The sequence below is a fragment of the Halomonas sp. KX33721 genome, from assembly GCF_001596805.1.
Classification (GTDB): Bacteria; Pseudomonadota; Gammaproteobacteria; order Pseudomonadales; family Halomonadaceae; genus Vreelandella; species Vreelandella aquamarina.
The window spans coordinates 20041-37425 of the sequence record NZ_LVIA01000027.1 but is presented as its reverse complement, the minus strand read 5'-3'; the positions used below and the strand labels follow the sequence as shown (position 1 = coordinate 37425).

At 58.5% G+C, this 17385-nt stretch carries 15 protein-coding genes and 2 pseudogenes; 15 read left to right on the top strand and 2 right to left on the bottom strand.

Annotation, left to right across the window (positions count from 1 at the left end; genetic code table 11):
* Positions 1 to 300: 300 nt before the first annotated feature.
* The gene (rpmE, locus tag A3220_RS10875) at positions 301 to 516 is read right to left on the bottom strand and encodes a 50S ribosomal protein L31 (protein WP_044630499.1); all 216 of its coding nucleotides are present in this window, start codon (positions 514 to 516) and stop codon (positions 301 to 303) included.
* Between the two features lie 183 nt (positions 517 to 699).
* Between rpmE and A3220_RS10870 the strand changes: the two are divergent.
* The 13 genes and pseudogenes from A3220_RS10870 (at position 700) to tatC (ending at position 13134) form a co-directional block, all read left to right on the top strand.
* A pseudogene (locus tag A3220_RS10870) lies at positions 700 to 2917 on the top strand (primosomal protein N').
* A 144-nt stretch (positions 2918 to 3061) separates the two neighbouring features.
* On the top strand, positions 3062 to 4747 hold the full coding sequence (gene argS, locus A3220_RS10865) for an arginine--tRNA ligase (RefSeq protein WP_062374861.1): 1686 nt from the start codon (positions 3062 to 3064) through the stop codon (positions 4745 to 4747).
* Positions 4748 to 4750: 3 nt separating this feature from the next.
* Entirely contained in the window at positions 4751 to 5521 is a 771-nt protein-coding gene (locus tag A3220_RS10860) for an SPOR domain-containing protein (RefSeq protein ID WP_062374821.1), read from the top strand.
* Positions 5522 to 5688: 167 nt separating this feature from the next.
* Entirely contained in the window at positions 5689 to 6222 is a 534-nt protein-coding gene (gene hslV / locus A3220_RS10855) for an ATP-dependent protease subunit HslV (RefSeq protein WP_044630495.1), read from the top strand.
* Between the two features lie 10 nt (positions 6223 to 6232).
* A complete protein-coding gene (hslU, locus tag A3220_RS10850; protein WP_062374819.1) occupies positions 6233 to 7555 on the top strand; it encodes an ATP-dependent protease ATPase subunit HslU in 1323 nt (440 codons plus the stop codon).
* An 87-nt stretch (positions 7556 to 7642) separates the two neighbouring features.
* Positions 7643 to 8026 carry a DUF971 domain-containing protein gene (locus A3220_RS10845; RefSeq protein ID WP_054641528.1) on the top strand — a complete coding sequence of 128 codons (384 nt, stop codon included), beginning with the start codon at positions 7643 to 7645 and terminating at the stop codon, positions 8024 to 8026.
* 121 nt (positions 8027 to 8147) lie between these two features.
* The gene (ubiE, locus tag A3220_RS10840; RefSeq protein ID WP_062361961.1) at positions 8148 to 8903 is read left to right on the top strand and encodes a bifunctional demethylmenaquinone methyltransferase/2-methoxy-6-polyprenyl-1,4-benzoquinol methylase UbiE; all 756 of its coding nucleotides are present in this window, start codon (positions 8148 to 8150) and stop codon (positions 8901 to 8903) included.
* A gap of 43 nt (positions 8904 to 8946) precedes the next feature.
* Positions 8947 to 9609 (top strand): SCP2 sterol-binding domain-containing protein, encoded by a 663-nt coding sequence (locus A3220_RS10835; RefSeq protein WP_044630491.1) that lies wholly within the window; start codon positions 8947 to 8949, stop codon positions 9607 to 9609.
* Entirely contained in the window at positions 9606 to 11228 is a 1623-nt protein-coding gene (gene ubiB / locus A3220_RS10830; protein ID WP_062374817.1) for a ubiquinone biosynthesis regulatory protein kinase UbiB, read from the top strand. Before A3220_RS10835 ends, ubiB begins: the two co-directional genes overlap by 4 nt.
* 52 nt (positions 11229 to 11280) lie before the next feature.
* Positions 11281 to 11634: a phosphoribosyl-ATP diphosphatase gene (locus A3220_RS10825; protein WP_062374859.1), complete on the top strand. Its 354-nt coding sequence runs from the start codon at positions 11281 to 11283 to the stop codon at positions 11632 to 11634.
* Between the two features lie 24 nt (positions 11635 to 11658).
* Entirely contained in the window at positions 11659 to 11931 is a 273-nt protein-coding gene (gene tatA, locus A3220_RS10820; RefSeq protein WP_044630489.1) for a Sec-independent protein translocase subunit TatA, read from the top strand.
* Between the two features lie 3 nt (positions 11932 to 11934).
* A complete protein-coding gene (gene tatB, locus A3220_RS10815; RefSeq protein ID WP_062361956.1) occupies positions 11935 to 12354 on the top strand; it encodes a Sec-independent protein translocase protein TatB in 420 nt (139 codons plus the stop codon).
* Positions 12351 to 13134, top strand: a pseudogene (gene tatC, locus A3220_RS10810) (twin-arginine translocase subunit TatC). The gene tatB and the pseudogene tatC overlap by 4 nt, the downstream one beginning before the upstream one ends.
* Positions 13135 to 13212: 78 nt before the next feature.
* Here the strand turns inward: tatC and elbB are convergent.
* Positions 13213 to 13872: an isoprenoid biosynthesis glyoxalase ElbB gene (gene elbB / locus A3220_RS10805; RefSeq protein ID WP_062361948.1), complete on the bottom strand. Its 660-nt coding sequence runs from the start codon at positions 13870 to 13872 to the stop codon at positions 13213 to 13215.
* A gap of 157 nt (positions 13873 to 14029) precedes the next feature.
* Here elbB and hemB point away from each other — a divergent pair, with 157 nt between their 5' ends.
* Positions 14030 to 15037: a porphobilinogen synthase gene (hemB, locus tag A3220_RS10800; RefSeq protein WP_062361945.1), complete on the top strand. Its 1008-nt coding sequence runs from the start codon at positions 14030 to 14032 to the stop codon at positions 15035 to 15037.
* Positions 15038 to 15159: 122 nt separating this feature from the next.
* Complete coding sequence (gene ppk1, locus A3220_RS10795) at positions 15160 to 17361, top strand: polyphosphate kinase 1 (protein WP_062374815.1); 2202 nt, start codon at positions 15160 to 15162, stop codon at positions 17359 to 17361.
* Positions 17362 to 17385 lie beyond the last annotated feature (24 nt).

The following is a 17385-nucleotide window of genomic DNA, read 5'->3' as shown; positions in this document are numbered from 1 at the left end:
AGGTTTCCTTATTGATGCAGCGCAGTATTTTTGGAAATAAATTCCAATAAGAGCAACACATAGTTATCCACACCTGGTTGTCAAAACACCCTGTGGAAAAGATGACCAAGTAAGTAGAAAAAAGAACCGCGTTAGGAGGGCAACACGTCAAGCAACGTGCCGTAAAGCAAGTGGCAACACATTCAGGCAGTAGGAACGCTAATAAAAAGGGTAGTCCCTTAGGGACAAAAAGCCCACGCCGTGGCGTGGGCTTTTGCACAGAGCACAATGCGTGCCTGCGATAGGCTTAATCCGTTAGGATTAGCCGCGCTTGATAGCAGCGCCGAAACGCTTGTTGAAGCGCTCTACGCGGCCACCAGTGGTCGCTTGCTTCTGCTTGCCCGTGTAGAACGGGTGGCAGTTGGAGCATACGTCCAGAGAGAAGTCCTGACCAGAGGTAGAACCGACCTGGAAGCTTGCACCGCAAGAACAGTTGGCGGTGACCGTGTTGTAATTCGGGTGGATACCTTGTTTCATCTTGAGCCTCATAAGCTATATGCCGCCACCTGATCCGTTGCCAGGCACCGCATACGGGTTTGAAAAACTGCTAACCGGTTAACCGCTCCATCCGATAGATTCAGAGCGGCCGCGCATTCTAGCAAACTAATCGCCGGAGGCCAATTGTCCGATTCTGTTTCTGCCCAGCCATCGTCACCTGGGCTGCCTAAGGGCGCTTTTCAGGTGCTCAAGGTCGCGTTACCGTCGCCGCTAAGACGCCTGTTTGACTACTTACCCGCACCGAGGGCTCCCGCCTGTGGCTGGCAGCCTGGGCTGCGGGTAAGGGTGCCGTTTGGCCGCCGCGATGTCGTCGGAGTGGTGGTGTCTTTGGCTTCCGGCAGCGAATTACCGCGCTCGCAGCTGCGGGCCATCGGTGAAGCGCTGGATGAGGGCCCATTACCCAGCGACTGGCAGTGGCTGTGCCAGTTTGCAGCGCGTTACTACCAGCACAGCCTGGGCGATACCATGCAGCACGCTATGCCCGCCAGGCTACGCCAGGGCCACCCTATGGCAGGGCGCACCCAAACCCTGTGGCTTCCGCTACCCAACGATGAAACAGCGCTGGCACGCGCGCCTAAACAGGCGGAGCTTTATGCGCTTCTTCGCCAGCACCCTCACGGGCTGCCGGGCCGCGCCGTGAGCGCCCACGGCTTCACCCGAGACCAGCTATTAGCGCTGCAAAAAAAAAGGCTTTACCCAACCCCAAGAGATTACCCTCACCGCCGCTCAACCCACCGGCGGAAGCTTACTCGCCTCCCCGTCGCTGCCGCTCAACCGTGAACAGGCCACTGCGCTATCCGTGCTGCATGAAAAACTCGACGGCTACCACCCCTGTTTATTGGAAGGCGTGACCGGTAGCGGCAAAACCGAGATTTACCTACAGCTCATCGAAGCGCTCGCTGCCAAAGGAAAGCAGTCCCTGGTGCTCGTGCCCGAAATTGGCCTCACACCACAAACGCTAGCGCGGTTCAAAAGCCGTTTTCGCGTGCCGGTGGTGGCGCTGCACTCCGGGCTTACCGACCCAGAGCGCTTAGATGTATGGGAAGCCGCCGCCAACGGCCGCGCACTGGTGATTATCGGCACCCGTTCGGCCATTTTCACCCCGCTGGCAAACCCCGGCGCGATCATCGTCGACGAGGAGCACGACGGCTCCTATAAACAGCACGACGGGCTGCGCTACCACGCACGGGACCTTGCTGTTGCCAGGGCGCACTACCACGGCATTCCCCTATTACTGGGCAGCGCGACGCCCTCGTTTGAAAGCCTGCAGAAGGCGCTTACGGGCGCTTATCGACACCTGCGGCTAACTCAGCGGCCCAGCCGTCACCCGCCCGCTAAGTTAGAGCTAATCGACCTGCGTCATCAACGTCGCCAAGGCGGGCTGTTGCCGGGGGCCATCAAAGCCATCAAAAGCACCCTCGCGGCGGGCAAGCAGGCACTCATTTTTATCAACCGGCGCGGCTTTGCGCCGAGCCTAGCCTGCCATAGCTGCGGCTGGATGGCCGAATGTGGCCAGTGCGATGCGCGTATGACGCTACACCGCCAGCCACCGCTGCTGGCCTGCCACCACTGCGACAGCCGCCGTGCCCTGCCGGATGCCTGCCCAGAGTGCGGCAGCGGCGATTTACGTGCGCTGGGTAGCGGCACGGAGCGCACCGAGGAGACGCTACAAGGGCTGTTCCCTGACACCACTGTTCACCGCATTGACCGCGACAGCACGCGCAAAAAAGAGAGCTTCGAGCAGGTGCTCAAAGAGATTCAGCGCGGCGAGCCCTGCCTGCTGGTGGGTACTCAAATGCTCGCCAAAGGCCACCACCTGCCCCACGTCACCTTGGTGGTGGTGGTCAACGCCGATGGCGGCCTCTACGCGGCGGATTTTCGCGCCCTAGAGCACAGCGCACAGCTATTGGAGCAAGTAGCGGGGCGCGCAGGCCGCGCCGCCCACCCTGGCCGGGTGCTGGTGCAAACCCTCCACCCGGATGACCCACACCTAGGCCAGCTGGCCGAACATGGCTACGGCGCGCTGGCCCGCAACCTGCTGGAAGAGCGCCGCATTGCCAAACTGCCACCGTTCAGCTTTATGGCCCTACTACGTGTCGAAAGCCCCCAAGAGCACGCCGCCCTAGCGCTGGCCCAGCAGGCCGCCCAGGCGCTACGCCAGTGGCTGAAGGACGCCAATGTGCCAGTGCGCTGCCTGGGGCCCGTACCCGCCCCCATGGAGCGTCGCCAAAACCGCTACCACATCCACGTTATGATCACCGCTGACAAACGTAGCCACCGCCACGCCGCCGCTAACTGGCTGGTGCAGTGGCTAGAAGCCAACCGCGAGGCGCGCAAAGTGCGCTGGTCGATTGACATCGATCCACAAACCCTGGCCTAGCCGCCAGAGCTCGTATCCAACGCAAGTCCTATCCTAAGGGAATACGGCTTTGAAACTGCGCGCCAATTGCCGATAATGACCGCTTTGCCGCTGCATTACCTGGGCGCCTGCACACGCCGCCACCGACGACATCCGGATATTTACATGAAAGATACGATTATTTCTCTGCTCGAAGGCGCGGTTGACGCGCTTAAGCACCAAGGCGTGCTGCCCAACGACTTAACGCCCACGATCAAAGTGGACCCTACCAAAGACAAGGCCCACGGCGACTACGCCACCAACCTCGCACTGATGTTGGCCAAGCCTTCCGGCATGAAGCCACGCGAGCTGGCCGATACCCTCGTCGCCGCCCTACCCGCCAGCGATGCCATTCAAAAAACTGAGATTGCGGGTCCTGGGTTTATCAACTTCTTTGCCGCCGCGGACGCCGCTGCACAAATCGTTGCTCAGGTGCTGGATAGCGGCGATGCTTTTGGCCGCAGCCTAATCGGTAAAGGCGAGAAAGTGCAGGTGGAGTTTGTCTCTGCCAACCCCACTGGCCCGCTCCACGTAGGCCACGGCCGAGGTGCGGCGATTGGCGACAGCCTTTGCCGACTGCTGGAAGCCACGGGCTACGACGTGACCCGCGAGTTCTACTACAACGACGCGGGTGCTCAGATTAAGAACTTAGCACTTTCCGTTCAGGCTCGTGCTAAAGGCCTCGGCCCCGACGATGCCAGCTGGCCGGAAGATGGCTATCGCGGCGAGTACATCGTGGATGTCGCCAACGACTATATGGCGGGCAAAACGGTCACCGCCGATGACCGCGAAGTAACGGCTAAAGCGGATGCGGATGATTTAGATGCCATTCAAGCCTTTGCCGTTGCCTGGCTGCGCCGCGAGCAGGATCTAGACCTCAAAGCCTTTGGCGTCGAGTTTGACGTTTACTTCCTGGAGTCCTCGCTCTACGAGGATGGCAAGGTCGAGGCCACCGTCGAAAAACTGGTCGCCAACGGCCACACCTATGAAAAAGACGGCGCCATGTGGCTGCGTACCACCGACTTCGGTGATGACAAAGACCGTGTGATGCGCAAGCGCGAAGGGGGCTACACCTACTTCCTACCCGACGTGGCGTACCACCTCGACAAGTGGCAGCGCGGCTTCACCACCGTGATCAACGAGCAGGGCGCCGATCACCACTCCACCGTGACGCGGGTGCGGGCGGGTCTGCAAGCGCTGGAAGTGGGCATCCCGACAGGCTGGCCCGACTACGTGCTGCACCAGATGGTGATGGTCACCCGTTCTGGGGTCGAAGTGAAGCTCTCCAAGCGCGCAGGCAGCTACGTCACTATTCGCGATTTGATTGATGAAGTGGGCCGTGATGCAACGCGCTTCTTCCTGGCGGCACGGCGCGCGGACTCTCAGTTGACCTTTGACATCGACCTCGCCCGGTCGCAGTCCAACGACAACCCGGTGTATTACATTCAGTATGCCCACGCGCGGGTGTGCAGCATGTTGCGCAAAGCCGAAGAGGCAGGCCAACCCTTCGATCACAGCATCGCCACGGCCCACTTGGCACTGCTCGATAGCGATCAGGAGAAAGCGGTGCTGAACCGGTTGGCCCGCTATCCGGAGGTGGTCGAACACGCCGCCAAGAACCGCGAGCCGCAGCAAGTCGCCCAGTACCTGCTGGACTTGGCCGGTGACTTCCACACCTGCTACAACGCGGTCAAAGTGATGGTCGATGACGACACGCTGCGCAACACTCGCCTAGCCCTGGGCCTAGCAACCCGCCAAGTGCTGCGCAATGGTCTGGACCTTATGGGTGTTAGCGCACCCGAGGAGATGTAGTTCATGGCCAGCCCGCGCACTAAGCCCACCCGCCGTGGAGCCACGTCGCAGCGTAAGTCCGCCCGCCGCTCTGGGGGCGGGCTACGCATTCCCGGCTGGCTGTGGGGGATTGTCGGGGTCGCCGCTGGTTTTTTCCTCGCCCAGCACCAGCACGGCACTGCTCCCTGGCAAGATCAGCAGGAGGTTCCTCAGGCGACGGTACTGCCAAAACCCGCGGGTAGCGATGAGCGCAGCGCAGCGCGGCAAACCGAAACGCCCACCGAGCCCTCCATGCCTACGTTCGAGTTCTACACGCTGCTGCCTGAAACCGAAGTCATCGCCCCCGGCGGAGCGATTCCCTCGACCGTCACGCCCCCGACCGTAACGGCCAGTGATGCAGACGCAAGCGATACGGCAACCGACACGTCAACCGATAGCACAGAAACCGCCACCAGCACGCCTGCTGACGACCCCATTGCTCAGGTGATTGCCGCCAACACGCGCCCCAACGAGCAGGCCGCTGCCGCTCAGCAGGCACCCGCGGCCAGCAATAGCACGCCCAGCCGCTATATGCTGCAAGCCGCTTCGTTTCGTGAGATTGGCGATGCCGAACAGCTGCGCAGTCGTTTGCGTAACCTAAGCCTGCTAGCGCAGATCAGCGAAGTGCAGGCCAACGGTGATACCTGGCACCGGGTTCAGGTTGGCCCCTACGACGACACCCGCGAGCTCAACCGCGCTCAGGACTTAATGAGCACACAAGGCATTGAGCCGCTGCTGATACAGCTACAGAACTAACTAACAGCGTGCTGAGCTGCGCCAGGCACGCTTTATCTGATGGCTTTCGCTTGCGGGCGGTTGATTTTTTATCAGCCGCCCGCATTTTGTTGGGAATCGCTTTTTATACGGCCGCCCAGGCGGCCGATCAGTCATCGGGAGCGCGTCTCCCCCAAGGAGTTATCTCCATGACCACAATTGTTTCCGTTCGCCGCGGTAACCAAGTAGCCCTCGCAGGCGACGGCCAAGTCTCGCTTGGCAACACCGTGATGAAAGGCAATGCCAGCAAAGTACGCCGCCTTTACCGTGGCAAAGTGCTGGCCGGTTTCGCCGGTGGCACCGCTGATGCGTTTACCCTATTTGAGCGTTTTGAAGCGCAGCTTGAAAAGTATCAGGGCCATTTAACCAAGGCAGCAGTTGAGCTTGCCAAAGATTGGCGCACCGACCGCGCGCTGCGCCGCTTAGAAGCCCTGTTGGCCGTGGCCGACCACAGCGCCTCGCTGATTATTACCGGTAACGGCGATGTGGTTGAGCCAGAGCGCGGCATTATTGCGATTGGCTCAGGCGGCAACTTTGCCCAGGCCAGCGCCCGCGCGCTGCTCGAAAATACTGAGCTGTCTGCTCGCGAGATTACCGAAAAATCCCTCGCCATCGCTGGTGACATCTGCGTATTCACCAATCACCACGTGACGCTCGAAGAGCTGAACATCAACGAACGTTGAGGCCACTTTAATGACCCAGATGACACCCCGCGAAATCGTCCATGCGCTGGATCAGTACATTATCGGCCAGCAAGATGCCAAGCGCGCAGTGGCTATTGCCCTGCGTAACCGCTGGCGTCGTATGCAGCTCGACGACGAGCTGCGCCCGGAAGTTACGCCGAAAAACATTCTGATGATTGGCCCCACCGGCGTGGGTAAAACCGAAATTGCCCGCCGGTTGGCGAAGCTGGCCCGTGCGCCGTTTATCAAGGTAGAAGCCACCAAGTTCACCGAAGTGGGCTACGTGGGCCGCGACGTCGAGTCGATTATCCGCGACCTGATGGAAGCGGCGATCAAGATGGTCCGCGAGTATGCCAAAGAAGAAGTTAGCCACCGCGCCGCAGACGCCGCTGAAGACCGTGTACTCGACGCCCTGCTGCCGCCGCCCCGAGGCCAGGAAGATAAGCCCCGCGAAGATAGCAGCACCCGCCAGACCTTCCGCAAAAAGCTGCGTGAAGGCCAGTTGGATGATAAAGAGATCGATATTGAGATCTCCTCCCACGGCCAAGGCATCGACATCATGACCCCTCCGGGTATGGAAGAGATGACCAGCCAACTGCAGAGCCTGTTCTCCAACATGGGCCAGCAGAAGCGTGAGCAGCGCCGGGTGACCGTGAAAGAAGCGCTGGTGCTACTACGTGATGAAGAGGCTGGCAAACTGGTCAACGAAGAAGAGATCAAAGCCCGCGCCGTGGAAGCCGTCGAGCAGCACGGCATCGTGTTCCTGGACGAGATCGACAAGGTCGCCAAGGGCAGCGGCCAGTCAAGCGGGGGCGAAGTATCTCGGGAAGGTGTGCAGCGTGACCTGCTGCCGCTGATTGAAGGCTCGACGGTGTCGACCAAGTACGGCATGGTCAAAACCGACCACATTCTGTTCATCGCTTCCGGTGCTTTCCACCTGTCGCGCCCTTCAGACCTCATTCCGGAACTGCAGGGCCGCCTGCCGATTCGCGTTGAGCTGGATGCGCTAACGCCGGGCGACTTCAAGCGGATTCTCACCGAGCCTTCTGCCTCACTGACCAAGCAGTACCAAGCGCTGCTGGCAACTGAAGGGCTGGATCTTGAGTTCACCCCGGACGGTATTGAGCGTATTGCCGAAATCTCCTGGCAAGTGAACGAAGGCACCGAGAATATCGGTGCTCGCCGCCTGCACACCGTGCTGGAGCGCCTATTGGAAGAGGCTTCGTTCAAGGGTGGTGATATGGATAGCCCCTTGGTCATCGACGCTGACTACGTCAACGCTCAGCTAGGCGAACTGGCGGTCGACGAAGACCTGTCGCGCTATATTCTGTAAGCGCTACTATCGGTATAGCCACCGGCAGCTTGCCCGCTTTGCGGGCAGGCTGCTTTTGCTACTTATCGTCACGAGGTTCCCGTATTCATGAACGCTCCAACGCCCACACGGGTTCACTACCATAAACAGGCTCGCGAGCTAGAGCTTGGCTATGCCAGCGGTGACACCTACCGTCTGCCCGTTGAGTTGTTAAGGGTTTACTCCCCTTCTGCCGAAGTGCGCGGCCACGGCGGTGACACGGCCGTTCTGCAAGTCGGTAAAAAGGAAGTCGGCCTGCAAAATATTACCCAGGCCGGTAACTACGCGCTCAAACTGCACTTTGATGACGGTCACGACAGCGGCTTGTTTAGCTGGAACTACCTGTTTGACCTTGCCACACATCAAGATGCCTATTGGCAGAACTATCTCAAACGCTTGGAAGAGGCAGGGGCCTCCCGCGAGCCTGCGGGCATTCAATTCAAGCAGCTGTGACGCGGTGCCCCAGGTGAAGCGCAGACAAGCCGGGGTCGGGAAGGCTACAATGTTGCCAACTACTTATTGCGATGACCTAACGGTCGACAACTACCGCCTCGAACTCGGGAGCTAAAGCCCCATGAGCCCCACCGAAAAACGCACTACCCATTTCGGCTACCAAGAAGTGCCGGTCGACGAGAAAGCCTCTCGCGTGGCCGATGTATTCCACTCAGTGGCCGCCCGCTATGACGTGATGAACGACCTGATGTCCATGGGCATTCACCGGGTCTGGAAACGACTCACCATTGAGCGTGCAGGCGTTCGCCCAGGGCACCATGTACTGGACATCGCTGGCGGCACGGGCGATCTCACCCTAAAGTTCTCCCGCTTAGTTGGCCCGCGTGGCAAAGTCGTTTTGGCCGACATCAATGCCTCCATGTTACGCGTTGGCCGCGACAAGCTGATGGATAACGGCGTAGGTGGCAACGTGGAGTACGTTCAAGCCAACGCCGAGTGCCTACCCTTCCCGGATAACAGCTTCGACTGTATTACCATTGCCTTCGGCTTGCGTAACGTCACCGATAAAGATGCCGCGCTGCGTTCTATGGCACGGGTACTCAAGCCAGGCGGCCGCCTGCTGGTGCTGGAGTTCTCCAAGCCCAACAACCCGCTGCTCTCCAAGGCCTACGATGAGTACTCTTTCCGCCTGCTGCCCAAAATGGGCGAGCTGGTGGCGGGTGACGGCGAAAGCTATCGCTACTTAGCCGAATCAATTCGCATGCATCCGGATCAAGAAACCCTGAAAGGCATGATGGAAGCCGCGGGCCTTGAACGGGTCGAGTACACCAACCTGACCGGCGGTATCGTCGCCCTTCACCGCGGCATCAAGTTATGACACAGCAGCATCAAGCAATCATCCTCTGGCACCAGAGGTCAGCATGCTAATCACCCCGACCCTGCTGCTGGCCGGATGTGAACGCACGTTAAATGCTCTACTTGCCCGCGATCCAGCCGCACCTGCGCGGCTGGCGGCGCTAGCGGGCAGTCGACTGCTGGTTCGGCTTGAGAAACCTCATTTGGCGCTTCTTCTGTGCTACCACGCGACAGGCGTTGATCTGCAACATGGCGATGAGGTGGAAGAGACCGACGTTGATGCCGTGGTGGAACTGACGCCTGAAACGCTCTCCGAATGGCTGAGCGGCGCTTCCATTGAGCGGCTGATGTTCGACGGGAAACTGGCCGTACGCGGGCGTATCCACCTATTGGAAGCAACCCGCGATCTGCTGTTCGATCTGGATATTGATTGGGAGAGCGAGCTGGCGCGCTGGCTAGGCGATATGCCTGCTCACTCACTGGCGGAAGGTATTCGACGTGCGGCCCGCTGGGGACTGCGTGCCAAAGACGAGCTGCTGCAGGACGTATCGGAGTACGTGTTTGAGGAAGCTCGCCTGCTTCCCGGCCGCCAACAGCGCGACGTGCTCCGCGACCACCTGACCGAGCTTGAGATCGCCACCGACCGTCTGGAAGCGCGACTTAACCGTCTCCATAAGCGACTCACGCAGCCAGCGGAACCATCAACGCCTAAGGAGCAGCGCGGATGAGCCTGCGGCTGTTTAAAATTGTCTGGGTCGTCACGCGGCACCGTTTAGACACTTTGATTCCCGCTGAACGCCTACCGCTATGGATGCGCTTGCTGCTGAAGCTGTCGCCGCTGCAGCTAGTGCCCCTGGGCCAGCGTAGCCGCGGCGAGCGTTTGCGTTTGGCGCTAGAGGCGCTGGGGCCGATTTTTATTAAATTTGGTCAAATGCTCTCTACCCGCCGGGACTTGCTGCCCGAAGATATCGCCGACGAGCTGAAGCGCCTACAGGATCAGGTGCCGCCCTTCCCTGGCGAACTAGCCGCCGCGCGGGTAGAAAACGAGCTGGAGATGACGCTGGCAGAAGCCTTTGCCGCCTTTGATCGCGTGCCATTGGCATCGGCATCAATTGCCCAAGTCCACGCCGCTACACTTCACAGCGGCGAAGACGTGGTGGTCAAGATCATCCGCCCCAGCATTGACCGCATCATGCGTCAAGACATGGGCTTGATGTATCAGGTCGCCAAACTGCTTTCCAAAGTGCCGGAAGCTAGGCGCTTACGCCCTGTCGAAGTAATCCGCGATTACGAGGCGACACTGTTCGACGAGCTGGACCTCTACAAAGAGGCCGCCAATACCTCGCAGCTCAAGCGTAATTTCAAAGACTCACCGCTGCTGTTTGTGCCGACCATTTACTGGCCCTACACTCGACGCCACGTCATGGTGCAGGAGCGCATTCGCGGCGTGCCGGTCGCCGATTTGGACACCCTGATCGCACGGGGCACAAATTTGAAGAAGCTCGCCGAGCGCGGGGTGGAAATTTTCTTCACCCAGGTGTTCCGCGATAACTTCTTCCATGCGGATATGCACCCCGGCAACATCTTTGTGAACTGCGATGACCCGGAAGACCCGCAATATATTGCGATCGACTGCGGCATTGTCGGCAGCCTCACCCGGGAAGATCAGGACTACCTTGCCCGTAACCTGCTGGCGTTTTTCCATCAGGATTACTACGAGGTCGCTGCGCTGCACATTGAATCGGGCTGGGTAGGTGAAAACACCCGCGCCAACGAATTTGCCGCCGCTATCCGCACAGTTTGCGAGCCCATTTTAGAGAAGCCGCTCAAGGACATCTCTTTTGGACAGGTGCTGCTCGGGCTTTTCCAGACCGCTCGGCGTTTTAATATGGAAGTGCAGCCCCAATTGGTGCTGCTGCAAAAGACGCTACTCAATATTGAAGGCCTGGGCCGCCAGCTCTACCCCGACCTGGACCTTTGGAGCACCGCCAAGCCCTATTTAGAGAAGTGGATGAAAGAGCGGGCAGGCATTGGCGGGCTGTGGGAGTCCCTCAAGCGCCAAGCGCCGGAGCTTTCTCATCAACTGCCCGAACTACCGGTGCTTGCCCATCAGGCGCTTAGCCGCATGGAGCATGAGCACCGTCAGCGCCATCAGCAAGTGACAGCGATCAGCCAGATGCGCCGCCAAATGAGTCAGCAAGGTAAGCGCCAGCACCGGCTGCGCATTGGCTTGGCCCTAGTCGCTATTGCGCTGGCTTGGCAGCCACTCAGTAGTTGGGCTGCCACTCAGGATTGGCCGATACTCGCGGCTGCGGGTGCCGGCTTAATCCTGCTGCTTTGGCACTGACACGATGCAATCACTTGACGAAACGACGCCGCCGATTGATAAAGAGAACACCATGACCGACGCTAACCATGTTCCTGTGCTTGACGCCCTTGCTGAGGTTTTAAAGCAGCGCCGCCACGCTAATCCAGAAGATTCTTATGTTGCCTCCTTGCATCATAAGGGTTTGAACAAGATACTCGAAAAAGTCGGCGAAGAAGCCACCGAAACGCTGCTGGCGGCCAAAGACGCCGAGCACGGCAGCGACGAGGCCCGTGAAGCGTTGATCGCCGAAACGGCCGACCTGTGGTTTCATAGCCTTGTCATGCTGTCGCATCTGGATCTCGACCACCAGCGAGTACTCGATGAGCTCGCTCGACGGTTCGGGGTCTCTGGCCACGACGAGAAAGCGTCCCGATCACAACGTTAACCCTGCTCCCATGAGGAAATGCATATGTTAGGTGGTATCAGTATTTGGCAGTTGCTGATTGTTCTGGGCATTATCATCCTGATTTTCGGCACTAAAAAACTGCGTAACGTGGGCACCGACCTTGGCGGTGCAGTGAAGGGCTTTAAGAAAGCCATGCACGAAGAGGAAAAAGAGGGCGATAAGAAAGACGCCGACCAGCCTCAAGCGAAAGTGAGCCACGAAGAAGCCGGCAATACCTACGACGTACAGGCGGAAGAGAAACGCGCTGCTGCTGACCGTAACGAAGAGCGCAAATAAGCCATGCTGGATATCGGCTTTCTTGAACTCATGCTCATTGGCATCGTGGCGCTACTGGTGCTCGGCCCTGAACGGCTGCCCAAAGCGGCACGCACGGCAGGGCTATGGATCGGCAAGATCAAGCGTACGGTATCCGGCATGCAGCGTGAGATCAGCGCCCAACTGGAAGCGGAAGAGCTGCGGCAAAAGCTGAACGAGCAGCAGAAGAAGCTCGACGATAGCTTGAAGAAAGCCAAGCAGGACGTGGAGAGCATTGCCGAGTCTCCCTCGTCCAGCAGCAATGCGACCGCTAATCAGCAAGCGACCGAGCAGCGAGTAGCAAGCGCCAGTGCCCGGCTAGACGACGCGCTGCAAACGGTGCGTGAAGATACCCCAGCCCCCACTGACAAGGCCGATCATCAAAAGGATAGCAACCACCAATGAGTATGTCTGGCGATTCCCCGGAGCCGCATAACGACCAAAGCCAAGCGCCTCTCATTGAGCACCTCATCGAACTGCGTTCGCGCTTGATGAAGGCCATTGTGGTAATTCTGGTGGTGTTTCTGGGGCTTTACGCGTTTGCGAACGACATCTACAGTTTTGTGGCCGACCCACTGATGTCGCTGCTCCCAGAAGGCTCACAGATGATTGCCACCGAGGTGGCTTCTCCCTTCTTAGCGCCGTTCAAGCTCACCCTGGTGGTGGCGGTCTTTATTGCTATCCCCTTTGTGCTGCATCAGGCCTGGGCCTTCGTCGCGCCAGGGCTTTACGACAACGAAAAAAATGTTGGCCATACCGATTTTAGTATCCAGCGTGGCGTTGTTTTATGCCGGTGCGGCCTTTGCTTACTACGTGGTGTTTCCGTTGCTGTTTGAGTTTTTCACCCAAACCGGCCCGGAAAACGTTGCGGTAATGACCGACATCAACCAGTACCTCAACTTTGTACTGAAGCTGTTCTTTGCGTTTGGGGTGGCCTTTGAGATTCCCATTGCCACCTTCCTGCTGATTTTATCTGGTGCCACAACCGTTGAGAGTCTCTCCAAAAAGCGACCTTACATTGTTTTAGGCTGCTTTGTGGTGGGTATGCTACTGACACCGCCGGATGTCATATCCCAAAGCCTGCTAGCGATCCCTATGTATCTTTTATATGAGGTTGGTTTGCTCTTTGGCCGCTTGGTCCGCAAGCGCCGCGCAGAAGCAGACGCCGAAGATCAGGAGTCGTAAGCTCTCTGCGTGCCCGGTACTAAAAAGCCTCTGTCATCCCAGGATGACAGAGGCTTTTCCCCTACTAAGCGCTGACACTTAGCCCATCATTTCATCAATGCGGTCTACCAGCTTAAAAATACCGGTAGCGGCTTCACTGATACGCGTAGCGAGCATATATGCTGGCGTTGTCACTACACGATGCTCATGATCCACCACAATCTCTTCTACGCCACAGCTGCGATGCAGGCCACCCATCGCGCTAATGGCCCCGGCGACGCCCGGATCATGCCCAATGGTGACCGCAATGCCATCGCCCAACAGGCGCGGAACCATCACCGGGGCAATGCACATTAAACCGATGGGCTTGGCATCCTCTTTAAATCCGGCTAACGCCTCTTTGACGCTCTCCAATACCTGCATGCTGTCGCTCTGCATGGCGAAATCAGAGAGGTTTTTAGCCACCCCAAAACCACCCGGCACGATGACCGCATCGAAGTCGTCTGCCTCCAGCTCGGTAATCGGGCTGATATCGCCACGGGCCAAACGCGCGGACTCCTGCAGTACGTTGCGGGTTTCCCCCTCCACCGGCGATTGGTCCAGGTGATTGATCACATGGTGCTGCGCCACGTCCGGGGCAAAGCAGCGATAACCGATGCCCAACTGATCCAAGCGCAACAGCGTCAAGGTGGTCTCGTAGATCTCCGAACCATCAAAGACGCCACACCCCGCTAATACGACCGCTACCTGCTTCGTCATACCTCTCTCCTTATCCAAGCCATCCATGTGGCTGAATGGCTCACTTTAGTCAGTCTCCATCGCTGCCACAAGGCGGCTTTCGCTGCATGGCATGCCTGATATACTCACACCAAGCCCTGAACGGGGCACCCACATTGCGATTGCCTGGAGAGAGCCGTTGACTACTTCAACCCCACGCCACTTCCCCGCCACCCGAATGCGCCGCATGCGCCGGGACGATTTTTCTCGCCGCCTGATGCAAGAGTCGACGCTGACGCCCAACGATCTCATCCTGCCGGTCTTCGTTCTGGAAGGCGAGAATCAGCGTGAAGCAGTCGCTTCGATGCCCGGTGTCGAGCGTCTGTCGATCGACCTGCTGATCGAGCAGGCCCGCGAAGCCTATGCCCTGGGCATCCCCGCGCTGGCTCTATTCCCGGTGATTGGCCCTGAGCAGAAAAGCGAGCTGGCCGAAGAGGCGTACAACGCCAGTGGCCTCGTACAGCGCAGCGTGCGTGCGCTCAAACAGGCGCTGCCCGAGCTGGGGATCATTACCGATGTGGCCCTCGATCCTTATACCAGCCACGGGCAGGACGGCATTCTCGATGAGCAGGGGTACGTTCAAAACGATCGCACCGTCGACACTCTGCTCAAACAAGCGCTCTCCCACGCGGAAGCAGGCGCCGATGTAGTGGCCCCTTCCGATATGATGGATGGCCGCATTGGTGCCATTCGCCAAGTGCTGGAGCAGGAGCATCTGCATAACGTGCGCATTATGGCCTACAGCGCCAAGTATGCTTCCCACTATTACGGCCCCTTCCGCGATGCGGTCGGCTCAGCCGCCAATCTGGGCAAAGCGGACAAGCGTACCTATCAGATGGACCCTGCCAACAGCGATGAAGCGCTGCACGAAGTGGCCATGGACATTGCCGAAGGTGCCGACATGGTCATGGTCAAACCGGGCATGCCCTACCTGGATATGGTACGCCGAGTGAAAAGCGAGCTGCAGGTTCCCACCTTTGCCTATCAGGTCAGCGGTGAGTACGCCATGCACCGTGCAGCGTTCGATAACGGCTGGCTAGAAGCGGAGCCAGTGATTCTGGAGTCGCTGATGTGCTTTAAGCGCGCTGGGGCCGACGGCATCTTGACCTACTTTGCCCTAGAGGCCGCTCGCCTGCTGCAGCGTTAACCGTCATTTATGCCATTAAGATGACAAATCAGTGACACCTATTTGTCATCTTCCCCCTGCATACTCACCCTAATAAACGTTAAAACGCTATGATGGGCAGAACCACTACCGCGGGGGCAACCATGGACGACAACGCTATAGATTCCACGCCAGCATTACCAGTACCGCCCAATGAGCAAATGAGCGGCGAAGCCGATATTGCATCGCTGCGTATTAACCGCACACCCACCGGGGTTCAAGCAAAAGAGTCACATACTAAAGCTGACCTTGACGATCCACAGCTCTACTTTAACCGCGAGCTTTCTCACCTACAGTTTAATATTCGTGTATTAGAGCAGGCGTTAGACGATGCGCACCCACTGCTCAACCGGCTAATGTTCCTGCTGATTTTCTCCTCCAACATGGATGAGTTTTTCGAGATTCGTGTGGCGGGATTAAAACATCAAATGGCCTTGGGCGATGACACCACCGCTGCTGATGGCCGCCTGCCCAAAGCCGTGCTGGCTGAGATTTCCGAGATTGCTCACCAACAGATTGCCCGTCAGTACGAGATTCTCAACGACACGCTACTGCCTGCACTAGAAGCCCAGGGGCTGCGTTTCCGCCGCCGCGACCAGTGGACCGACGCTCAAAAAGCTTGGGTGCGAGACTTTTTCGATAACGAAATCATGCCGGTGATTAGCCCCATTGGCCTGGACCCATCACACCCGTTCCCACGGCTGGTGAATAAGAGCCTCAACTTTATTGTCGAACTTGAAGGCAAAGATGCCTTTGGCCGAGCGGGCGGCATGGCGATTCTGCCCGCGCCGCGCTCGCTGCCGCGCCTGATGGCACTGCCTAAAGAGCTGTGCGCGGAAGGTTTTTCCGAGTATGTGTTCTTATCGTCGATGATCCACGCCCATGCCGAAGAGCTCTTTCCTGGCATGCGCGTGCAGGGCTGCTACCAGTTCCGCCTGACCCGCAACGCGGATATGACCGTTGATCCTGAAGAGGTATCCGATCTTGCCTCGGCCCTGCGTGGGGAGCTGCTGGCCCGGCGCTACGGCAGCGGCGTGCGTTTGGAAGTCGCCGACAACTGCCCGGACGATTTGACCAACTTCCTACTGCGCCAGTTTGACTTGGAGAGCGGTGATCTTTATCGCGTTCAGGGGCCCGTAAACCTGACCCGCATGATGGCAGTGCTGGGCGATGTGGACCGCCCCGAGCTGCTCTACCGCCCGTTTGCCCCCAGCGTGCCCAAAGCGCTGAAAGGCGGCAGTCTGTTTAGTGCCATTGCTAAAAGCGATATATTGCTGCACCACCCCTTCCAGTCCTTCTCTCCCATTGAGGATTTGCTGCGGGAAGCCGCCCGGGACCCGGATGTGCTGGCCATCAAGCAAACGCTTTACCGCACCGGCTCAGACTCCCCCATCGTCAGCGCGCTGGTCGACGCTGCTAGTCAGGGTAAAGAGGTGACGGTGGTGATTGAGCTGCGGGCACGCTTCGACGAGGCGGATAACCTGCAGCTAGCGTCACGTTTGCAAGAAGCAGGCGCGATCGTGATTTACGGCATTATGGCTTACAAGACCCACGCCAAGATGCTGCATATCGTGCGCCGAGAAAAAGGTGAGCTGCGCCACTACGCGCACCTGGGCACCGGCAACTATCACTCCAAAACTGCCAAGCTCTACACCGATTACAGCCTGCTGACCGCCAACACAGCCCTATGCGCGGATGTGCATAAAGTCTTTCAGCAGCTCTCGGGCATGGGCAGGGCACGCAAGATTGATACGCTGCTACATGCGCCTTTTACGCTGCACGAGCGCTTAGTCGAGATGATTGATCGGGAAGCCCAGGTGGCACGTAAAGGAAAACGCGGCCATATCATCATCAAGTGCAACTCGCTGACCGAACCCAAGCTGATCAAAGCGCTATATCGCGCCTCTCAAGCGGGCGTGGAGTGCGATCTGATCATTCGCGGCATGTGCTGCCTGAAGCCGGGCATCCCCGGCGTATCCGACAATATTCGCGTACGCTCGATCATTGGCCGCTTCCTTGAGCACACCCGGGTGTTCCACTTCCATAACGACGGCAAGCCAGAAACCTGGTGCTCCAGCGCGGATTTTATGTCGCGCAATATGTTCCACAGGGTAGAGACCTGCTTCCCGCTGCTGGATAAGAAACTCGCCACCCGCGTTCGCAAAGACCTGGAGACCTACCTGGTGGATAACTGCCAGAGCTGGCTACTGCAAAGCGACGGCAGCTACCAGCTACAGGACCCCGGCAGCGGCGACGCGATCAGCGCTCAGGAAACCCTGCTGTACGCCTACGCCTCTAAGAGCTAATGCAAAAACCCCGCTGCACTTAGT